Annotated in this window: 19 protein-coding genes; 13 read left to right on the plus strand and 6 right to left on the minus strand. The window is 69.2% G+C overall.

Translation table 11 applies throughout. The annotated features are described in order from the left end of the window. The first annotated feature begins 61 nt into the window (after positions 1-61). The 6 genes from LG380_RS12920 to LG380_RS12945 all read left to right on the plus strand — a co-directional run bounded on the left by LG380_RS12920 (position 62) and on the right by LG380_RS12945 (position 4,142). Positions 62-850, plus strand: coding sequence for an ABC transporter ATP-binding protein (locus LG380_RS12920; RefSeq protein ID WP_225765634.1), 789 nt, complete (start codon positions 62-64; stop codon positions 848-850). Further along, positions 850-1,599 carry an MlaE family lipid ABC transporter permease subunit gene (locus tag LG380_RS12925; protein WP_225765635.1) on the plus strand — a complete coding sequence of 250 codons (750 nt, stop codon included), beginning with the start codon at positions 850-852 and terminating at the stop codon, positions 1,597-1,599. Before LG380_RS12920 ends, LG380_RS12925 begins: the two co-directional genes overlap by 1 nt. 66 nt (positions 1,600-1,665) lie before the next feature. Further along, on the plus strand, positions 1,666-2,187 hold the full coding sequence (gene mlaD, locus LG380_RS12930; RefSeq protein WP_225765636.1) for an outer membrane lipid asymmetry maintenance protein MlaD: 522 nt from the start codon (positions 1,666-1,668) through the stop codon (positions 2,185-2,187). Next, a complete protein-coding gene (locus LG380_RS12935) occupies positions 2,184-2,849 on the plus strand; it encodes an ABC transporter substrate-binding protein (RefSeq protein ID WP_225765637.1) in 666 nt (221 codons plus the stop codon). Before mlaD ends, LG380_RS12935 begins: the two co-directional genes overlap by 4 nt. Continuing rightward, positions 2,839-3,147, plus strand: coding sequence for an STAS domain-containing protein (locus tag LG380_RS12940; RefSeq protein ID WP_225765638.1), 309 nt, complete (start codon positions 2,839-2,841; stop codon positions 3,145-3,147). Before LG380_RS12935 ends, LG380_RS12940 begins: the two co-directional genes overlap by 11 nt. Beyond that, positions 3,144-4,142, plus strand: coding sequence for a VacJ family lipoprotein (locus LG380_RS12945; protein WP_225765639.1), 999 nt, complete (start codon positions 3,144-3,146; stop codon positions 4,140-4,142). The genes LG380_RS12940 and LG380_RS12945 overlap by 4 nt, the downstream gene beginning before the upstream one ends. A gap of 74 nt (positions 4,143-4,216) precedes the next feature. On the opposite strand, the gene LG380_RS12950 is transcribed toward LG380_RS12945, so the two are convergent. Continuing rightward, positions 4,217-4,762: a glutathione peroxidase gene (locus LG380_RS12950; protein WP_225765640.1), complete on the minus strand. Its 546-nt coding sequence runs from the start codon at positions 4,760-4,762 to the stop codon at positions 4,217-4,219. A 52-nt stretch (positions 4,763-4,814) separates the two neighbouring features. Continuing rightward, a complete protein-coding gene (gene rmuC / locus LG380_RS12955) occupies positions 4,815-6,344 on the minus strand; it encodes a DNA recombination protein RmuC (protein WP_225766619.1) in 1,530 nt (509 codons plus the stop codon). A 267-nt stretch (positions 6,345-6,611) separates the two neighbouring features. Here rmuC and LG380_RS12960 point away from each other — a divergent pair, with 267 nt between their 5' ends. From LG380_RS12960 to LG380_RS12975, 4 genes are all read left to right on the plus strand, one after another. Beyond that, a complete protein-coding gene (locus LG380_RS12960; protein WP_225765642.1) occupies positions 6,612-7,670 on the plus strand; it encodes an alpha/beta hydrolase in 1,059 nt (352 codons plus the stop codon). 130 nt (positions 7,671-7,800) lie between these two features. After that, a complete protein-coding gene (locus LG380_RS12965) occupies positions 7,801-9,237 on the plus strand; it encodes an amino acid permease (protein ID WP_225765644.1) in 1,437 nt (478 codons plus the stop codon). Positions 9,238-9,373: 136 nt separating this feature from the next. Further along, a complete protein-coding gene (locus LG380_RS12970; RefSeq protein WP_225765646.1) occupies positions 9,374-9,997 on the plus strand; it encodes a LysE family translocator in 624 nt (207 codons plus the stop codon). A gap of 83 nt (positions 9,998-10,080) precedes the next feature. Continuing rightward, on the plus strand, positions 10,081-11,031 hold the full coding sequence (locus tag LG380_RS12975; protein WP_225765648.1) for an IS481 family transposase: 951 nt from the start codon (positions 10,081-10,083) through the stop codon (positions 11,029-11,031). Here LG380_RS12975 and LG380_RS12980 read toward each other — a convergent pair. Further along, positions 11,028-12,053, minus strand: a complete 1,026-nt coding sequence (locus LG380_RS12980) for a patatin-like phospholipase family protein (RefSeq protein ID WP_225765650.1) — start codon at positions 12,051-12,053, stop codon at positions 11,028-11,030. The two genes, LG380_RS12975 and LG380_RS12980, sit on opposite strands and share 4 nt — an antisense overlap. Positions 12,054-12,193: 140 nt before the next feature. Here LG380_RS12980 and LG380_RS12985 point away from each other — a divergent pair, with 140 nt between their 5' ends. Continuing rightward, positions 12,194-12,652, plus strand: a complete 459-nt coding sequence (locus tag LG380_RS12985; protein ID WP_225765651.1) for a DUF1810 domain-containing protein — start codon at positions 12,194-12,196, stop codon at positions 12,650-12,652. A gap of 68 nt (positions 12,653-12,720) precedes the next feature. On the opposite strand, the gene LG380_RS12990 is transcribed toward LG380_RS12985, so the two are convergent. Together LG380_RS12990 and LG380_RS12995 are read right to left on the minus strand one after the other, a co-directional pair. Further along, positions 12,721-13,737 carry a TIGR00266 family protein gene (locus LG380_RS12990; protein ID WP_225765652.1) on the minus strand — a complete coding sequence of 339 codons (1,017 nt, stop codon included), beginning with the start codon at positions 13,735-13,737 and terminating at the stop codon, positions 12,721-12,723. A 122-nt stretch (positions 13,738-13,859) separates the two neighbouring features. Next, positions 13,860-14,720: a phosphatase PAP2 family protein gene (locus LG380_RS12995; RefSeq protein ID WP_318780085.1), complete on the minus strand. Its 861-nt coding sequence runs from the start codon at positions 14,718-14,720 to the stop codon at positions 13,860-13,862. Between the two features lie 285 nt (positions 14,721-15,005). On the opposite strand from LG380_RS12995, the gene LG380_RS13000 reads away from it, so the two are divergent. Continuing rightward, positions 15,006-15,839: a hypothetical protein gene (locus LG380_RS13000; RefSeq protein ID WP_225766621.1), complete on the plus strand. Its 834-nt coding sequence runs from the start codon at positions 15,006-15,008 to the stop codon at positions 15,837-15,839. Positions 15,840-15,848: 9 nt separating this feature from the next. After that, a complete protein-coding gene (locus LG380_RS13005) occupies positions 15,849-17,042 on the plus strand; it encodes a DUF4785 family protein (protein ID WP_225765653.1) in 1,194 nt (397 codons plus the stop codon). Between the two features lie 48 nt (positions 17,043-17,090). On the opposite strand, the gene LG380_RS13010 is transcribed toward LG380_RS13005, so the two are convergent. Then, a complete protein-coding gene (locus LG380_RS13010; RefSeq protein WP_225765654.1) occupies positions 17,091-17,930 on the minus strand; it encodes an ATP-binding cassette domain-containing protein in 840 nt (279 codons plus the stop codon). Positions 17,931-17,970 lie beyond the last annotated feature (40 nt).

Consider the following 17,970-nt stretch of genomic DNA (forward strand, 5'->3'; position numbering starts at 1 on the left):
TTCGGCTTTATTCAGCCGCCCCCTACAATGCTAGCCCGTTGGTTTTCCGTTAAAGGTCGCCATGCCCGCTTCCCAGTCCCATCTGGTACAGTTGTCGGACGTCCGCATCGAACGTGGCGGCCGGACGATCCTGCGCGACGTTTCGCTGAACGTTCCGCGCGGCAGCATCACCGCGGTGCTGGGCCCCTCGGGCAGCGGCAAGTCGACGCTGCTGGCGGCGCTGACCGGTGAACTGCGGCCGGTGGCCGGCAGCGTGCGCCTGTTCGGCAACGACATCCCGCACGGCAGCCGCGCGCTGCTGGAGATGCGCAAGAGCGTGGGCGTGCTGCTGCAGGGCAATGGCCTGCTCACCGACCTCACCGTGGCCGAGAACGTCGGCCTGCCGCTGCGCACCCACACCCGCCTCCCGGCCCCGCTGCTGCGGCGGCTGGTGGAGATGAAGCTCAATGCGGTCGGCCTGCTGGCCGCGGCCGATGCCTGGCCACGCGAGCTGTCCGGCGGCATGGCACGGCGCGTGGCGCTGGCCCGTGCGCTGGCCCTCGATCCGCCGCTGATGATCTACGACGAGCCGCTGACCGGGCTGGACCCGATCGCCTCGGGCGTGATCATGAGCCTGATCCAGCGCCTGAACCACAGCCTGGGACTGACCAGCATCATCGTCAGCCACCACGTCCACGAGACCCTGCCGATCTGCGACCAGGCGATCGTCATTGCAAATGGCGGCATCGTCTTCGCCGGCACCCCGGCGCAGCTGCAGGCCAGCGCCGATCCGCTGGTTCGCCAGTTCCTCGAAGGCCAGCCCGATGGCCCGATCCCGTTCGATGCCGCGCCGCGCGCGAGGGTTGCCTGATGCCGTTCGTCCAAGCTACCCGATCGCTGGGCCGCGCCGGCCTGTTCTCGCTGACCGTGCTGCGTGGCTCGGTGCCCACGCGTGATTTCCTCACCGAGCTGGTCCGCGAGATCTACAAGGTCGGCGCGCGCTCGCTGCCGATCATTGCCGTGGGCGGTGCCTTCGTCGGCCTGGTGCTGACCCTGCAGGGCTACCGCACGCTCACCACCTATGGTGCGGCCGATGCGCTGTCCACCCTGCTCGGCCTGTCGCTGTACCGCGAGCTGGCGCCGGTGCTGACCGCGCTGCTGTTCATCGGCCGCGCCGGCAGTTCGATCGCCGCCGAGCTGGGCCTGATGCGCGCCACCGACCAGATCAAGGCGCTGGAGCTGATGGCCATCGACCCGGTAGCCAAGGCGGTCGCGCCGCGCTTCTGGGCGGCGGTGCTGACCGTGCCGCTGCTGACCGGCATCTTCTGCTCGCTGGCCATCACCGGTGGCTACTTCGAAGCCGTGCACATCCTCGGCCAGGACAACGGCACGTTCTGGTCCGGGCTGCGCAGCAGCGTCGACTTCTGGGACGACTTCGGCGTCGCCCTGCTCAAGTCGGCGGTGTTCGGCGGTACCGCGGCACTGGTCGCCGCCCATGTCGGCTTCCACGCCGAACCCACCATCGAGGGCACCTCGGTGGCCACCACGCGCGCGGTGGTCAATGCCTCGCTGCTGGTGCTGATGTTCAACTTCGTGCTGTCGGCACTGATGTTCCAGTGACCCACGGTTTGCTTTTCCTCCAGCCGCGCCTGCGCGGCTTCCATGAATCGATCAGGTAGACACACCATGGCCATCCGCGGACCACGACTCGAATTTGCCGTAGGCGCCTTCCTCCTGCTGGCCCTGGCCTCGCTGCTGGTGCTGGCGGTGGCCTCGACCAACCAGCGCTTCGGCATGGGCGGCGGCGACTACGTGCTCAAGGCACGTTTCTCCCAGATCGGGCAGCTGCGCCCGCAGGCACCGGTGAAGATCGGTGGCGTGGTGATCGGGCAAGTGGCTGATATTCAGCTGGACCCGGTTAAATACGACTCGGTCGTGACGCTCACGCTGGATGGCAAATTCAAGGACCTGCCGGCCGACACTTCCGCCGGCATCTTCACCAGCGGCCTGCTGGGCGAAAGCTACATCGGCCTGCAGCCGGGCGGTGATCCGGACGTACTGAATTCCGGCGACGAGATCGTCTTCACCCAGCCCGCCGTGGACCTGATCCAGCTGGTTGGCAAATACATGTTCAGCGGTGGCGGCAACGCCGGCGCTGGCAACGACGCACCGGGCGCGGAAGTGCCCTCTACGGAACCGCAACCATGAAAATGAAACTGCTTCCCGCCGTACTGGCCTCGCTGCTGCTGGCCACCGCCCCGTCGATGGCCCTGGCCCAGACCCCGGCCCGCCCGGCTGCCGCCACCTCGCAGAGCGCCGCCGGCAAGACCGTGCTGGATTCCAGCAGCCGCGTGCTGACCACGCTGGAACAGCGTCGCGCCGAGTTCCGCCGCAATCCGGCTGCGCTGCGCGCGTTCATCGACAGCGAGCTCAACAAGGGCTTCGACCGCGACTACGCCGCGCGCCTGGTGCTGGGCGTGCATGGCCGCGGCGCCAGCGATGCCGACATCAAGCTGTTTGCCGATGCGATGGCCGACAACCTGATGCAGCGTTACGGTTCGGCCCTGCTTGAGATCGAAGGCAAGCCCAGCTTCCGCCTGCGCGGCGAGTCGCCGCTGCCGGGCAACCGCGGCGTCAAGGTGTCCACCGAGCTGGTGCGCGCCGGCAACGAGCCGACCCCGGTGGAGTACCTGATGCGCCAGGTCGACGGCCAGTGGAAGATCTTCGACGTGATGATCGAGGGCATCTCCTACGTGCAGACCTTCAAGAACCAGTTCGACGCGCCGCTGCGGCAGAAGTCCATTGCCCAGGTTGCCGCCGACCTGCGCAACGGCACCATGCAGGCTGGCCAGGCGCCTCGTGGCAAGTAATGCCGCCACGCTGCGCCGCGAGGGCGACACGCTGGTGATTGCCGGCGTGATCGACCGCGCCGCGGCGATCGCGCTGTGGCCCCCGGCACGTCAACAGCTCGCTGGCGCGCGCTCGCTGGACCTGTCCGCCGTCACCGGCCTGGACAGTGCCGGCCTGGCGCTGCTGGCCGAGCTTGCCGCCCAGCTGCCCGAAGCGACGCCCAGCGGCTCACCGCCGGGGCTGGCTGAGCTCTGCGCCGCCTATCGTCTCTCCCCTGCCCTGCGCTTTTCCGCGTCTCCTGCCCGCGAGCTGACATGAACGTCGTACGCATCCTCCCACTGCTGGCCCTGGCCTCTGCGCTTTCCGCCTGTGCCGGCCAGCCCGCGCGCGACTCCTCGCAGGCCAGCCTGCCGGTTGAACCTGCGCAGGGCGAGGCCACGCCCGCAGTAGACATGGCGGCGCCGGCCGCCGTGGCCGAAGTCCCGGCCGTCAGCGATGCCGGCGACAGCGCGCTTGAAGGCGAGCTTCCGGTCCTCGGCACCCCCGCACCGACCGAGGCCGAAGACGACTTCGCCGCGCTCTACGGTGGCCCGGCTCCGGCAGAGACCGGCAACGGCGGCGAGGCGGCCCCCAGGGCCTACGATCCGTGGGAGCCGTACAACCGCAAGGTGCACCGCTTCAACGACGTCGTCGACCGGGCGGTGGCACGTCCACTGGCACGCGCGTACGTGAACGTGGTGCCGCGCGTGGCGCGCACCGGCGTGAGCAATTTCTTCGCCAACCTGCGTTCGCCGCTGACCCTGACCAACCAGCTGCTGCAGGGCCGCCCCGGCGATGCCTGGGACACGCTGGGCCGGTTCCTGATGAACTCGACGCTGGGTATTGGTGGCCTGTTCGATCCGGCCAGCAAGGCGATGGTGCCCAAGCGCAGCGAGGATTTCGGCCAGACCCTCGGTGCCTGGGGCTGGCGTCGCTCGCGCTACGTCGAGCTGCCATTCTTCGGCCCGCGCACCGTGCGTGACGTATTCGGCCTGGCTGGCGACGCGCCGCTGTCGCCGATCCGCAGCATCGAGTCGGACAAGGTGCGCATCGGCCTGCAGGGCCTGCAGCTGGTCGACACACGCATGCAGCTGATGGCGCTGGACGACATCCGCGACAACGCCGTGGACGAGTACGCACTGACCCGCGACGCGTGGCTGCAGCGCCGCAGCTACCAGATCGAACGCGACCTGCGCGGCGGTCGCCATCGCGACCAGGAAGAACAGCCGACCGTCCCGGTCGACGCAATGCCGATGCCTGACTGGGGCAACTGACCGCTGGTTCCAGCGCTAGAAATAAGAAAGCCCGGGCATTGCCCGGGCTTTCCGTTTCAACCACCTGGTTGCTATCAGGCTGCCAGTGCAGCGTCGATCGCAGCCAGCAGCGCTTCGTTGTCGGCGGCGGTATCCGGCGAGAAGCGGCCGATCACGCTGCCGTCCTTGCCGACCAGGAACTTCTCGAAGTTCCACAGCACGGCGGGCGGCTCGTTGGGGGCGATGCCGAAGCCCACGAGCTTTTCGCGCATCGGACCTTCGCCGGTGGCCTGCGGCTGGGCCGCGGTCAGCGCCTGGTACAGCGGATGGATGTCCTCGCCGGCGACGCTGATCTTGGAGAACATCGGGAAGCTGACGTCGAAGTTCAGGCTGCAGAACTGCTTGATCTCGTCCTCGCTGCCCGGCTCCTGGCCGTTGAAGTTGTTGGCCGGGAAGCCCAGCACCACCAGGCCGGCGTCCTTCCTGTCGCGGTAGAGCTTCTCCAGCCCTTCGTACTGCGGGGTCAGGCCGCACTTGGAGGCGACGTTGACCACCAGCAGCACCTTGCCGCGGTAATCGGCCAGCGAGGTGGCGGCGCCGTCGATGGTGGTCAGCGGGATGTCGTAAACGGATGCGGTCATCGGGATTCCAGGTCAAGGCGAACAGGGGTGGCCAGCATAAACCGCCGCCGGCTCAGTCCTGCGGTTCGTTGCCGTTGTCAGCGGAGTCCTCGTCCTCGCCACCGATGTCGCCCAGCAGCGCCTGGCTCTGGTCGTTGTCCAGGGTTTCCACGCCACGCAGCTTGCGCTCGATGGCGCGGGTGCGCACGCCGGCGGCCTTGATGCTGTTCTGCACCGTGCCCAGCTGCGAGGTGGCCTTCTCCAGCACGTTGGCGAACTTGCCGAACTCGCCCTTGACCGCGCCCAGCAGCTGCCAGACCTCGGATGAACGCTTCTCGATGGCCAGGGTGCGGAAGCCCATCTGCAGGCTGTTGAGCAGGGCGCTGATCGTGGTCGGTCCGGCAACGACGATGCGGTGGTCGCGCTGCAGCACGTCGGTCAGCCCGGGACGCCGGATCACCTCGGCGTACAGGCCCTCGGTGGGCAGGAACATCACCGCGAAGTCGGTGGTGTGCGGCGGCACGACGTATTTTTCGCAGATCGATCTGGCCTGGATGCGGATCGCGCGTTCCAGCTGCGCGCCGGTGCTGCGCACCAGCTCCACGTCGGCCTGTTCCTGCGCCTCGAGCAGGCGCTCGTAGTCCTCGCGCGGGAACTTGCAGTCGATCGGCAGCCACAGCGGTGCGTCATCGGCGCTTCGGCCGGGCAGGCGCACGGCAAAGTCGACCATCTCGGCGCTGTCCGGGCGCACGCGCACGCCGCGCGCGTACTGCTCGGCGGTGAGGGTCTGCTCGAGCAGGTTGTCCAGCTGCACTTCGCCCCAGGTACCGCGGGTCTTGACGTTGGTCAGCACGCGCTTGAGGTCGCCAACGCCGGTGGCCAGTTGCTGCATCTCGCCCAGCCCGCGCTGCACCTGTTCCAGTCGCTCGGAGACCAGCTTGAACGAGGAATCCAGGCGCGAGGTCAGCGTGCTCTGCAGCTTCTCGTCCACCGTCTCGCGCATCTTCTCCAGCTTGGCGGCGTTGTCCTGCTGCAGCGCGCGCAACTGCTGTTCCAGCGTGGTGCGCATCTCGCCGATGCGCTGTTCGTTGCGCTGGGTCAGTTCGGCCAGGCGCTGGTTCAGTCCCTCGGCAAAACGCTGCTGCGACTCGCCGCTTTCCTGGCGGGTCTTGCGGGTTTCCTCGGCCAGGCCTTCGCGCAGCGCGGCCATGTGCTGGTCGGTGCGCGTGACCAGTTCGGTCAGCTGCTGGCCGAAGCCGTGGATGCGCGCCTCCTGCTGCTGGCCAAACGCCTCGAGCTGGGCGCGTACCTCATGCAGGCGCTGGGCCAGCAGTTCGCCATTGCGCTGCTGGGCCAGGCCGGCTTCCTCGCGCGCCTTGCGCGCGTCCTCGCCCAGTGCGTCGCGCAGCAGGTCCAGACGCTGGTCGGTGCGGGTGGAAAGATCGGTCAGCGCACGCGCGAAGCTTTCCAGGCGCGCGTCCTGCTGGCGGCCCAGGGCCTCGAGCAGTTCGCGCAGTTCGGCGCGGCCTTCGCGCTGTTCGGCGCGCACCGCCTGCTCAAGCGCGGCCCCGGGACGGCGCAGCAGCAGCATGAGCAGAAGCACGACGGAGGCGGCGACGCCGGCAAGCAGGGCGTAGATCAGGGACAGGGAGGCGATATTCATGCCGCAAGTCTATCGACAGGCGTCCCGCGGGGTGAGACTGCAGGCGATCGCAGTTGTGCATCCGATCGCCCGGCGCATGACCATTGGCACCCACGCATGTCGTACGGCGCCGATACCCTGCAGGCGCATTCGCCCTGGAGGATTCCGCATGGCCCCAAAGCTGCTGCGCCTGATCCTGTCGGCCGGAGTGTGGCATTGCCGCCGGCGATGGCGCAGACACCCCCAAGCGAGGATTACGCCAAAGCGCGCGCCGTGGTCGAGGACCTGATGCGCATCCCCGCGCCCGAGGGCGTGCAGGAAACCTACAAGGCCCGCATCGGCGGCATCGATCAGTGGATCAGCGTGCGCGGCCAGGACCGCACCAACCCGGTCATCCTGTTCATCCATGGCGGCCCGGCCACGCCGCAGATCCCCAGCCTGTGGCAGTTCCAGCGGCCGCTGGAGGAGTACTTCACGATGGTCAACTACGACCAGCGTGGTGCCGGCAGGACCTACGGGGAAAATCCGCCGGACCAGGTGGCCGGCACGCTGCAGATCCAGACCTACGTGGACGATGCGATCGACATTGCCGAACACATCCGTGAAAAGCTCGGCAAGCGGAAGGTGGTGCTGATGGCGCACAGCTGGGGCACGATCATCGGCATGCGCGCCGCGCTGCAGCGACCGGACCTGTTCCACGCCTACGTCGGCATCGGCCAGGTGATCAACACCATGGAGAACGAGCAACTGAGCGTGGCCTATGGGCTGGAGCAGGCGCGCCGCCACGGCAACAAGGAGGCGGTGGCCGAGATCGAGTCGATATCCCCGTACCCGGGGGATACGCCGCTGACCCGCGAGCGCATCGTCATCGCGCGCAAGTGGCCGCAGCATTACGGCGGGCTCAGCGCGTTCCGTGACGGCTCCAATGTTTACCACTTTGGTGCGGCCCGTCTTTCGCCGGACTACAGCCCGGCCGAGCGCGGCTTCATCAACGATGGGAGCCTGTTCACCCTTGGCCGGGTGATCGACGAGTTCCTCGCCGTGGATTTCAACGACGTGCGCGAATTCCCGATCCCGGTGGTTATGTTCATGGGCCGCCACGACTACACCACGCCCTCGGCGCCGACCGCACGCTGGCTGGACAAGGTGCAGGCACCGTCCAAGCAGGGCGTGTGGTTCGAGCACTCGGCGCACATGATGCCGTGGGAGGAACCGGGCAAGACCCTGGTCAGCCTGCTCAGCCACGTGCGGCCCCTGGCCGACGACCGTACGCCGGCAGCGCGCTAACGTACGTAGCCGCCGGCGGTTGTGGGCGGCGCGGCCAAGGCGGATGCGGGCCATCGCCTGTGCTGGCAATGTTGCGCCGCGTTCGGCGACACTCGGCGGCTTGTCTTTTCCAGTCATCCACGAGGTCCGCATGCAGTCCTGGCTCCGGCGCAAATCCATCGACCAGCTCACCGTGCATGAGGAAGGCCGGCGACTGGTCCCGTCGCTGGGCTGGCCGCACCTGGTCGCACTGGGCATCGGCGCCATCGTCGGCACCGGCATCTACACCCTGATCGGCGTGGGCGCGGAGAAGGCCGGCCCAGCCGTGCTGCTGTCGTTCCTGATCGCCGGCGTGGTCTGCGCCTGCGCCGCGCTGGCCTACGCCGAGCTGTCGACGATGATGCCGGCCGCCGGTAGTGCCTATACCTACAGCTACAGCGCGCTGGGCGAGACGATTGCCTGGGTGGTGGGCTGGAGCCTGATCCTGGAGTACTCGCTGGTGGTCAGCACCGTGGCGGTGGGCTGGTCGGGCTACTTCGTCGGCTTCCTGGAATGGGTGCAGAACCAGACCGGCTGGGCGGTGACATTGCCGGCGACGCTGGCTGCCGGCCCGCACGTGGAAGGCGGGCTGATCAACCTGCCGGCGATCGTGATCACCTTCGCCGTGGCCGGCATGCTGATCGCCGGTACCCGCGAGAGCGCGACGATCAATGCGGTGCTGGTGGTGTTCAAGCTGATCGCGCTGGCGATCTTCATCGCGGTGGCGCTGCCGGCGTTCGATCCGGCCAACCTGCAGCCGTTCATGCCGTACGGCTTCTCCAAGAGCGTGGATGCCGCCGGCGTCGAACGCGGGGTGATGGCGGCGGCGGCGATCATCTTCTTCGCCTTTTACGGCTTCGATGCCATCTCCACCGCGGCCGAGGAAACCAAGGACCCGGGCCGCAACCTGTCGATCGGCATCGTCGGTTCGATGATCGGCTGCACCCTGATCTACGTGCTGGTGGCGCTGGCCGCGGTCGGCGCGATGAGCTACACGGTGTTCGGCAAGAGCGCCGAGCCGCTGGCGCTGATCATGCGCGAGATGGGCCATGGCACCGCGGCGCTGGCGATCGGCGTGGTCGCCATCGTCGCCCTGCCGACCGTGCTGCTGGCGTTCTTCTACGGCCAGAGCCGGATTTTCTTCGTGATGTCGCGCGATGGCCTGCTGCCGCGCAGCCTGTCGCTGGTCAGCAAGCGCACCGGCACCCCGGTCACCATCACCGTGTTCACCGCGGTGCTGGTGGCGGCGATGGCCGGCGTGGCCCGGCTGGACGAGATCGCCGCGCTGGCCAATGCCGGCACCCTGGCCGCGTTCACCGCGGTCGGCGTGTGCCTGCTGGTGCTGCGCAAGCGCGAGCCCAACCGCCCGCGCCTGTTCCGCACGCCGATGGCGTGGCTGGTCGGGCCGCTGGCCATCGGCGGCTGCCTGTACCTGTTCTTCAGCCTGCCCACCCGCACCCAGCTGTGGTTCCTGGCCTGGAACGTGTTCGGCCTGGCGGTCTACGTGCTGTACAGCCGCCGCAACGCGGTGCTGGCGCGACAGGGCTGAGCCCCACGCCTGGGCACCAAAGAGAAGGCGGGCCATTGGCCCGCTTTTTTTTAGGTGTGGCTGGCGGCCTTCTGCGATCATTGCGGCCCGTAACCCCGTCCCGGCACCCCGCCGCGACCGCCCGCGCCCTGCCCCCATGCCTTTCCTTGGAATATCCGACCTGTGGCTGTTTGCCGCCACAGTCACCGTCTTCGTGCTGCTGCCCGGCCCGGGCATGCTGAGCCTGCTCACTGCCAGCGCGCGCGGCGGCTGGCGTGCCGGCTGGGCGACCTGGCTGGGCTTGGTCAGCGGCGAGCAGCTGTTCATTGCCGCCGCGGCCGTGGGCGTGGCTGCGGTGCTGGCCGCCCATCCGCTACTGTTCTCCACCCTGCAATGGGCCGGCGTGGCCTACCTGGCGTGGATCGGCATCGGCCTGCTGCGCGCGCCGGCCGTGGCCACTACCCAAGCCCCGCGCCGTCGCCAGGGGGATTTCGCCAACGGCGTGGCGGTGACCATGCTCAATCCCAAGGCGATTGGCTTCTACGTCGCCTTCTTCCCGCTGTTCATCGACCCGGCACGGCAGCGTGGCGCGCTGACCTTCCTGGCGATGGACGGGGTGATCCTGCTGATCAGCCTGGTGTTCAGTGCACTGTTCATTGCCGCCGGGCACTGGGGCGCGCGCCGGGTGGCGACGCGGCCGCAGTTGGGTGCGTGGCTGCGCCGCGGTGCCGGGGTATGCCTGCTCGGCTTTGCCGCCCGGCTGGCGCTGACCGCGCCCTAGGTGTGATCTCTCAGTAGGTTGTTCATCCGGGGTGATCCCGGAAGACTGGAGGTGCGAATCAGCCACCCCTCCAGGAGCCCCGGATGAACCTGCATAAACATGCCCGTCTTACGCCTCGCGGTCGAGCCTTGCTTGTGGAGCGAGTGATCAACCATGGCCTGCGGGTCGAGGAGGCAGCGCATGCCGCGGGCGTGAGCGTCAGAACCGCTTACAAGTGGCTGCGCCGCTTTCGCGAGGAAGGCTGGGCAGGCCTGGATGACCGGTCATCGCGCCCGCACCGCTGTCCGCATGCCACCCCACCATCGGTGGCCGCCGAGGTGACCGCGCTGCGCCGTCAACGCCAGACCTACCGCCAGATCGCATTGGCCCTGCCGGTCGGCCTGAGCACCATTGCCCGACTGATGCGCCGTGCCGGGCTGCACCGGTTGGCCGAGCTGGATCCTGCGCCCCCGGACAATCGCTACGAGTATCACCAGGCCGGGGACCTGCTGCATCTTGATATCAAGATGCTGGGTCGCTTCTGGCGCCCTGGCCATCGGGTCACGGGCGATCGCCAGGGCGCCTCCGATGGCGCAGGCTGGGAGTTCGTCCACCTCGCCATCGACGATCACTCACGAGTCGCCTTCGGCACCATCGAAGATGATGAGCGCGGATCCAGCGCCTGCCGCGCACTGCTTCAAGCCCTGCGCTACTACCGCGGCCTGGGCGTCACCTTCACCCGGGTGATGACCGACAACGGTGCCTGCTACAAGTCCCGGCGCTTCCGCCGGCTCCTGCGCCGCTTGGGCCTGCGCCATCTGCGCACGCGACCCTACACCCCGCGTACCAACGGCAAGGCCGAACGCCTGGTCCAGACCGCTTTGCGCGAATGGGCCTATGCCCGCTCCTACGACAGCTCGGAGCAGCGTCGGCACGCTCTTCCTCGCTGGCTGCACCAGTACAACTGGCACCGGCCGCACGCCAGCCTTGGCTACCAACCCCCGATCAGCCGCATCCAGCTTCCACTGAACAACGTCCTGGGTTTACACATCTAGGCACACGCATCGCGACGCAGCAGCTTGCCGACGGTGCCGCGCTGGGCCTGGCATTCGGCACGGGCCCTGGCCGCGTCCTGGGCCGCCTGCTCGCGCTGCTTGCGCTGGGCCTCGGCCAGCCGCTGCTGCTGCAGTTGCGCCAGCCTGGCGCGGATCTGCGGCATCGCCGCCATGGCCGCCTTTTCGCCCTCGAGGATCGCGCGGCCGCGCTGCTCGAAGTCGGCCGCGCCGATGTCCAGCACCTGCGGGCGGATCACGATATCGGCGCGCGACAGCTCCTGCGCGCCCAGCTTCTGGCCCATGATCGTGATCGACTGGTTGACCGCGCCGAGCATGCCACTGGGGCGCTGGCCGCTGGCCTTGCTGGAGATGTCCACCGCGATCACGAACTCGGCACCGAGCTGGCGCGCGGCGTCCACCGGCACCGGGCTGACCACGCCGCCATCGACATAGGTCTTGCCGCCGATGGTGACCGGCTCGAATACGCCCGGGATCGAGCTGGAAGCGCGCACCGCCTGGCCGACGTTGCCGCGCACGAACACCGCGCGGTCGCCGGTTTCCAGCTGGGTGGCCACCGCGGCGAACGGCTTCTTCAGCCGCTCGGCCGGCAGGTTCTTCACCTGGGTGTTGACGTAGTCCTGCAGCTTCTGGCCCTGGATCAATCCGCCGGAGAACAGGCGCAGGTCGCGGATGCTGGCTTCATCCAGCGCCACCGCCTTCTGCTGCATCTCGAAGGCATCCATGCCGCTGGCATAGAGCGCGCCGACCACGCTGCCGGCGCTGGTGCCCGACACCACCACCGGCTCCAGGCCGTTGGCCTCGAGCATCTTGATCACGCCGATGTGGGCAAAGCCCTTGGCCGCGCCACCCCCCAGGGCGACACCGATCTTCACCGGCGGCAGCTTCGGTGCCACTGCCTGGCTGGCAACCGGCGTTTCCGGCCTGGTGTTTTCGCCACCACAGGCAGCCAGCAGACCGAGCAGGGCAAGGGACAGCAGCGAACGGACGGAACGCGGTTTCATGATGAACAGGCAGGCGGGGAAAGCGCGCAGCATAGCGCCGATATCCCCAACGCCAGCATGCTGGACACGGGCCCGGCCTTCGCAGCGGATGCGATGGCGATGGGCGATCCTTGGCCTGGATCAGCCGCGAGGAACGAGCAATGGGCAGCAGCGACAGGCATACCGGGACAGACGACCACGATTCGCTGAAGCGCTTCGTGCAGGCCCAGGCCGACAGCTACCCGCAGGCGCTGGCCGAGCTGCGGCAGGGCCGCAAGCGCACCCACTGGATCTGGTACGTGCTGCCGCAGCTGCGCGGGCCGGGCCGCAGCCCGATGGCCGACCACTACGGCATTGCCGGACGCACCGAGGCGCTGGCGTATCTCGCCCATCCGCTGCTGGGGCCGCGTCTGCGCGAATGCGTGGAAGCGGTACTGCAGCACGCCGGCAAGGACGCGGTCGCGATCGTCGGGTCGGTCGATGCGCTGAAGTTCCGCTCCTGCCTGACCCTGTTTGCCGCGGTGGCGCCACAGGAGCCGGTGTTTGCCAGGGCGCTGGAGGTTTTCTACGCGGGAGCGGCTGACGAGGCCACGCTGCGCCTGCTGGAGGCAGGCGGCTGACGCAATGGGTGCCTGACTGGGCATCCCGCGACCGTGGCGCGGGCAGCGCCGCGCCACGGCGGCAGGGATCAGAACCGGTTGTCGCCGTCGAGCAGGCGGCCGAGGCCGCCGAGCACCGAGCCCTCGCCGCGGCTCTGGCCGCCGGCCTGCGGGGCGGCGGCGAACATGCGTCCAGCCAGGCGCGAGAACGGCAGCGACTGCAGCCACACCTTGCCCGGGCCGGTGAGCGTGGCCAGGAACACGCCTTCGCCGCCGAAGAACATGCTCCGGATCCCGGCCACGCGGCGCACGTCCATGTCCACGCTGGCGTGGTAGGCGACCACGCAGCCGGTATCCACGTCCACGCGCTCACCGGCCGCCAGCTCGCGTTCGACCACGCAGCCACCGGCATGCACGAACACCCAGCCGTCGCCCTCGAGCTTCTGCATGACGAAGCCCTCGCCGCCGAACAGGCCGGTCATCACCTTGCGCTGGAAGTGCACGCCGACCTGCACGCCACGCGCGCCGGCCAGGAAGCTGTCCTTCTGGCAGATCAGCCTGCCGCCGTGCTGGTCGAGCCTGATCGGCAGCACCGTGCCCGGATACGGCGCGGCGAAGGCGACCTTGGCCTTGCCCTGTCCGGTCTGGGTGTAGAGCGTGGCGAACAGGCTTTCGCCGGTGATCACGCGCTTGCCGGCCGACAGCAGCTTGTCCATGAAGCCGCCACCGGCGCCGGAGTGCGAGCCGTCGCCGAACACCGTGTCCATCTGCACGCTCGCGTCCTTGAACATAAGTGCGCCGGCCTCGGCAATCGCGCTCTCGCCCGGGTCCAGTTCGATCTCCACGAACTGCATCTCGTGGCCGACGATACGGAAGTCGATGTCGTCCGCGCGCTGGCGGCCGCCGGGCAGCGGAGGCGGTGCAATGCCGGGCGCCGGGCCTCTGCCACGCAGCTCCTCGATCTGGGCCACCGGCTTCCACTCGCTCATGCCTTCGCGCCAGGCCATTGCCTGCGGGGTGGACTGCGCCTGGCGAAGCGCGGCGGCCTCATCCAGTGGACCGATGCGGTCGGCCTGGCCGGGAACATGGAAGTACCACTGGGTCATGACGGCGGCTCCTTTTGTGGAAGGCGCAAGTCTAGGCCTGGACCGGGCCGGCGGCGAACTGGCGCGCAGACAACAGAAGGGCGCGGATGACCGCGCCCTTCCTGCGTGCATGACCGCCGCGCTCAGCGCGCTTCGGACAGCCCGGTGGCCAGCACCTTCGCCTCGGCCTCGCAGTCGCGCGGCGGTGCCAGCCCCAGCGTGCGGGCGTAGGCCAGCTCGATGCGGGCCTTGGCCAGGTCGGCCATGAACTCCGGGTTGCCGTGCAGGCGTGCCACCGCGGCGGCGCCCATGAACTGGCCCTGCTGCACGTCGCTGTACCAGTGCACGTTGCACACCAGGCGGCTGTGGCCGTAGTTGCGGCCGCGCTCGACCAGCGCGTCGGCATGCTCCGGATCGATCTCGGCCAGGATCAGGCCCCAGGCCCAGCCAATGGCGGTGTGGCCGGACGGGTACGAACCGCTGTTGCGCAGCGCTTCCTCGTCGGCCGGAGTGCAGGTCGGCTGGCCGTTGGCCATGAACGGGCGCGGCCGCTGGTAGCGGTTCTTGGCGTCCTTGGTCGCGGCGCTGGCATCGATGCGGCTGCGTTCCAGCAGCCGGTACAGGGTCGGGGTGTGTCCGGCATCCACCGTCACGCCCAGCGCACAGCTGAACTGTTCGGCGCCGACCGGGAAACGCAGCTCGGCATCCACGCGTGCCTGCTCGAAGCGCGCGCTGCCACGCAGTGCCAGTGCCTGCGCGGCCACGGCCTCGTCCAGCGCGGCGGCGGCCGAACCCGGGGCCGGCGGTGGCGGGCTGAGCAGGAGGCTGTCGGGCAGTTCGTGGGCCTGCAGGTAGCCGCGGGCCTTGCCGACCGGGGCCGCGGCGGCGTCGACCTGGGCCGGGGCCGGGGCCGGGGCCGGGGCGGAGGGAGCAGTGGTGCAGGCGGCCAGCAGGGCCAGGCCCAGGGCATAGCTGCCCAGGCGGATCGAAGAAAGTGCGGACATCGGAGGAGGGGATGGGTAATGCGGGCGGGCATGATCTCACGCACCCCGGCCGGGTCGCCCGTCGCGGACGCCCTGCGTACGGTGGAGTTGTGACCGCGCCACCAGTGCGGGGGCGGTGGCTGGACCAGAATCGTCCGGTCAGCCGCTCACGCCACGACGCGTCGGGCGGCCACCAACGCCAGCCCGGGTTGGTTGCATCTCTTGAATCAGGGGGACCACTGGCAAGGGAGATGTTCCATGTTGAGCAAAGGGAAGGGGATCCGGGCCGCGCTCGGGTTGGCAGTGATGCTGGCGGCCACGGAGGTACTGGCCGCCGATGTGACCGGTGTGGCCTTCGTGCACGGCACCGGCAAGCAGACCGATGCACTGAACAACTACTGGGAAGCGGCGATCGTCAACACCGTGCGTGGAGGCCTGCCCAACAGCGCCAACTACACGGTCGTCAACTGTGATTTCGACAAGTACATGTGGACCAACGAGGCCGCCGGTTGCCTCGCCGGCCAGCTGACCAGCTTCATCAATGCCCGCGGCATCACCCGCCTGGTGGTGATCACCCACTCCAACGGCGGCAACGTGATGCGCTGGATCCTGTCCAATCCCACCTACGACAGCCGCTACCCCAACATCATCAACAAGGTGCGCAAGGTCAACGCGCTGGCGCCTTCCTCGGCCGGCACGCCGCTGGCCGATGCGGTGATGAACGGCAATACGTTCGAACAGTCGCTGGGCTGGCTGCTGGGCTACAAGAGCGATGCAGTGCGCATGCAGCAGGTCAGCTGGATGGCCAGCTACAACGCCAGCAACCTGTACGGCACGAGCGGTCGCCCGGCATTGCCCAGGCCGTTCCGCGCGGTGGTCGGCACCGACGTGGAGTCCTCGCCGTTCGACAGCGACAGCTACTGCGGTGGCTATGCTGCCAACGTCGGGCTGGAGGCCACGCAGAACTGGCTGGCCTCGTGTTCGGATGGCTTCCTCAACTGCACCAGCCAGTCCGCCGCCGGCACGGTGTGGTTCCGCGACACCACCCGCACCCGCGATGCCGAACCGCTCAGCCACGGCCAGAGCCGCCGCAACTGCTTCAACCTCGACGCGATCCTGCGCGCCGACGTGAACCTGTGAGGAGCCGCCATGAACAAGACACTGACGATCGCCCTCCTCCTCGCCGCCGGCAGCCACGCCGCCTTCGCCGCGCGGGCTTCGCTCGCCACGCCGGCCGTTCCCGACCGCATCACCGCCAGCGTGGTCGCCGCGCCACTGCCGGCCGGCAACATCGAACAGGCACCGGTGCAGTTCGCCTGGCCCCTGGACCCCGGCCGGATGGTCACCGCCACCACTCCCGAGGCAATGGAAAGCCGCAGCTTCTGGCGCACGCTGGAGGCGGCCGAGCTCCAAGCGGGCGTCGAGCTGACCCTGTCCGCACCGGGGGCGGTGATCCAGCTCAGTCCGGCTGCGGGCGCCCGCCCGGTGCCGGTGGAAGCAATGAAGGTACTGTCCGGCGGCAAGCCGCTGCCGGCCCGCCGCTTCGAAACCGCCACGCTCAGGGATGCCGGCATGGCGGTGGCCCCGGGCACGGCCATGCTCAAGCTGCAGGACGGCAACGTCGGCAGCTACCGCCTGCAGGCCGAAGGCGTGAGCGGCCGTTACGTGCTGCAGGTGCTGGAGCCGGCCAGTCCGGTGGTGCTGCGTGCGCGTACCGACCGCAACGTCGTGCTGGCCGGGCAGTCGGTGGGCGTGCAGGTCCACCTCGACGGCGCCGCCGCGGCCGCGCCGGACCTGGCCGCGCGCCTGGTGCGTGCGCCGCTGCTGGCCGAAGGCCTGCTGGTCGCGCCTGATGGCCGCACCTGGCCGGTGCCGCTGCGCAGCGACCGCAGCGGCGGACTGGCTGCCAGCGTGCCGGTGCCCGCCCAGGGCAGTGACGTGCCCGGGCTGTGGGAGCTGCAGGTGTTCGGCGAGCAGGCCAGCATCGCCCGCGACACCCGCGTGGCCTTTGCCGTGGCCCGGCCCACCGCGCGGCTGGCCGGCGAGGCGCAGGCGGCGAACCCGGCCGACATCCGCTTCCCGCTGCAGGTGGGCGCGGCCGGGCGCTACGAGGTCCGCGCCACGCTGTTTGCCACCGGCGCCGATGGCCAGCTGCGGCCGGTCGCGCAGGGCCACAGCGCGGCGTGGTTCAACCGTGCCGGAGGCGGCGAGCTGGGCCTGTCGTTCGCCGGCGTCGAGCTGCCGGCCGGCTACGGCGCGCCGTACGAGCTGCGCGAGGTGGAACTGCACGACCAGACGCGCCTGGCACCGATCGAGTACCGGGCCCGCGCGCTGCGCTTCTGATGCGGACAGGGCAGGGCCGGTTTGCCGGTCCTGCCCCAACCCGATGGCTCAGGCCGGACGCACCTGCGCGTGCAGGCGGCCGTTGAGCTCACTGACCTCGATCGCGCCGCCGAACACGTCCGACAGCAGGGCCGAGCGCAGCACCTCCGCGCGCGGGCCATCCGCCTGGATGCGACCGCCACGCAGCAGCACCACGCGTTCGATCTCCGGGATCACTTCCTCGATATGGTGGGTCACCAGCACCAGGGTGATGCCCTGGCGCGCCAGTTCGCGCAGGCCATCGATCATCTGCTGGCGCGCGACCAGGTCCAGCCCGGTGGAGGGCTCATCCAGCAGCAGCGCCCGTGGCCGGTTCACCAGCGCGCGGGCGATCAGCACCCGGCGGGTCTCGCCGGCCGACAGCTCGGCATAGCTGCGTGGCAGCAGCGGCAGCGCGTTGACCATGGCCAGCGCCTCGCGGGCGCGTTCGTGCATTTCGTCGGTGACCTCGCGGTGCGGCGGCACCACCCAGCTGGCGAAGAAGCCGGTCAGCACCGCTTCCTCCACGCTCAGGCCCGGCATCCCGGCCAGGTTGCCGCTGAGGTCGGCGCTGACGATGCCCAGCTGGGTGCGCAGCCGGTCCACCTGCCAGCGGCTCTGCCCCAGCACCTTCACGGGCACCCGGCCATCGCCCTGCGCCAGCGGGTACAGCTCGCGCGTGATCAGCTTGATGAAGGACGACTTGCCGCAGCCGTTGGGTCCGAGGATGGCGGTGTGCTGGCCCTGGTCGATGCGCAGGCTCAGCTCGTGCAGCACCCGGACCTGGCCACGGACCACGCAGGCGCGGTCCAGTTCGATCAACGGCGCCTCGGCGTTGGCGGGGGCGGCCGGCGTGAAGGTTTCCAGCATGGAGGAGAGCTAAGCTGCGGCGGGGATGGGGCCAGCTGAA

Origin of the sequence: Stenotrophomonas sp. Marseille-Q4652, assembly GCF_916618915.1 — a bacterium.
Taxonomy (GTDB): Bacteria; Pseudomonadota; Gammaproteobacteria; order Xanthomonadales; family Xanthomonadaceae; genus Stenotrophomonas.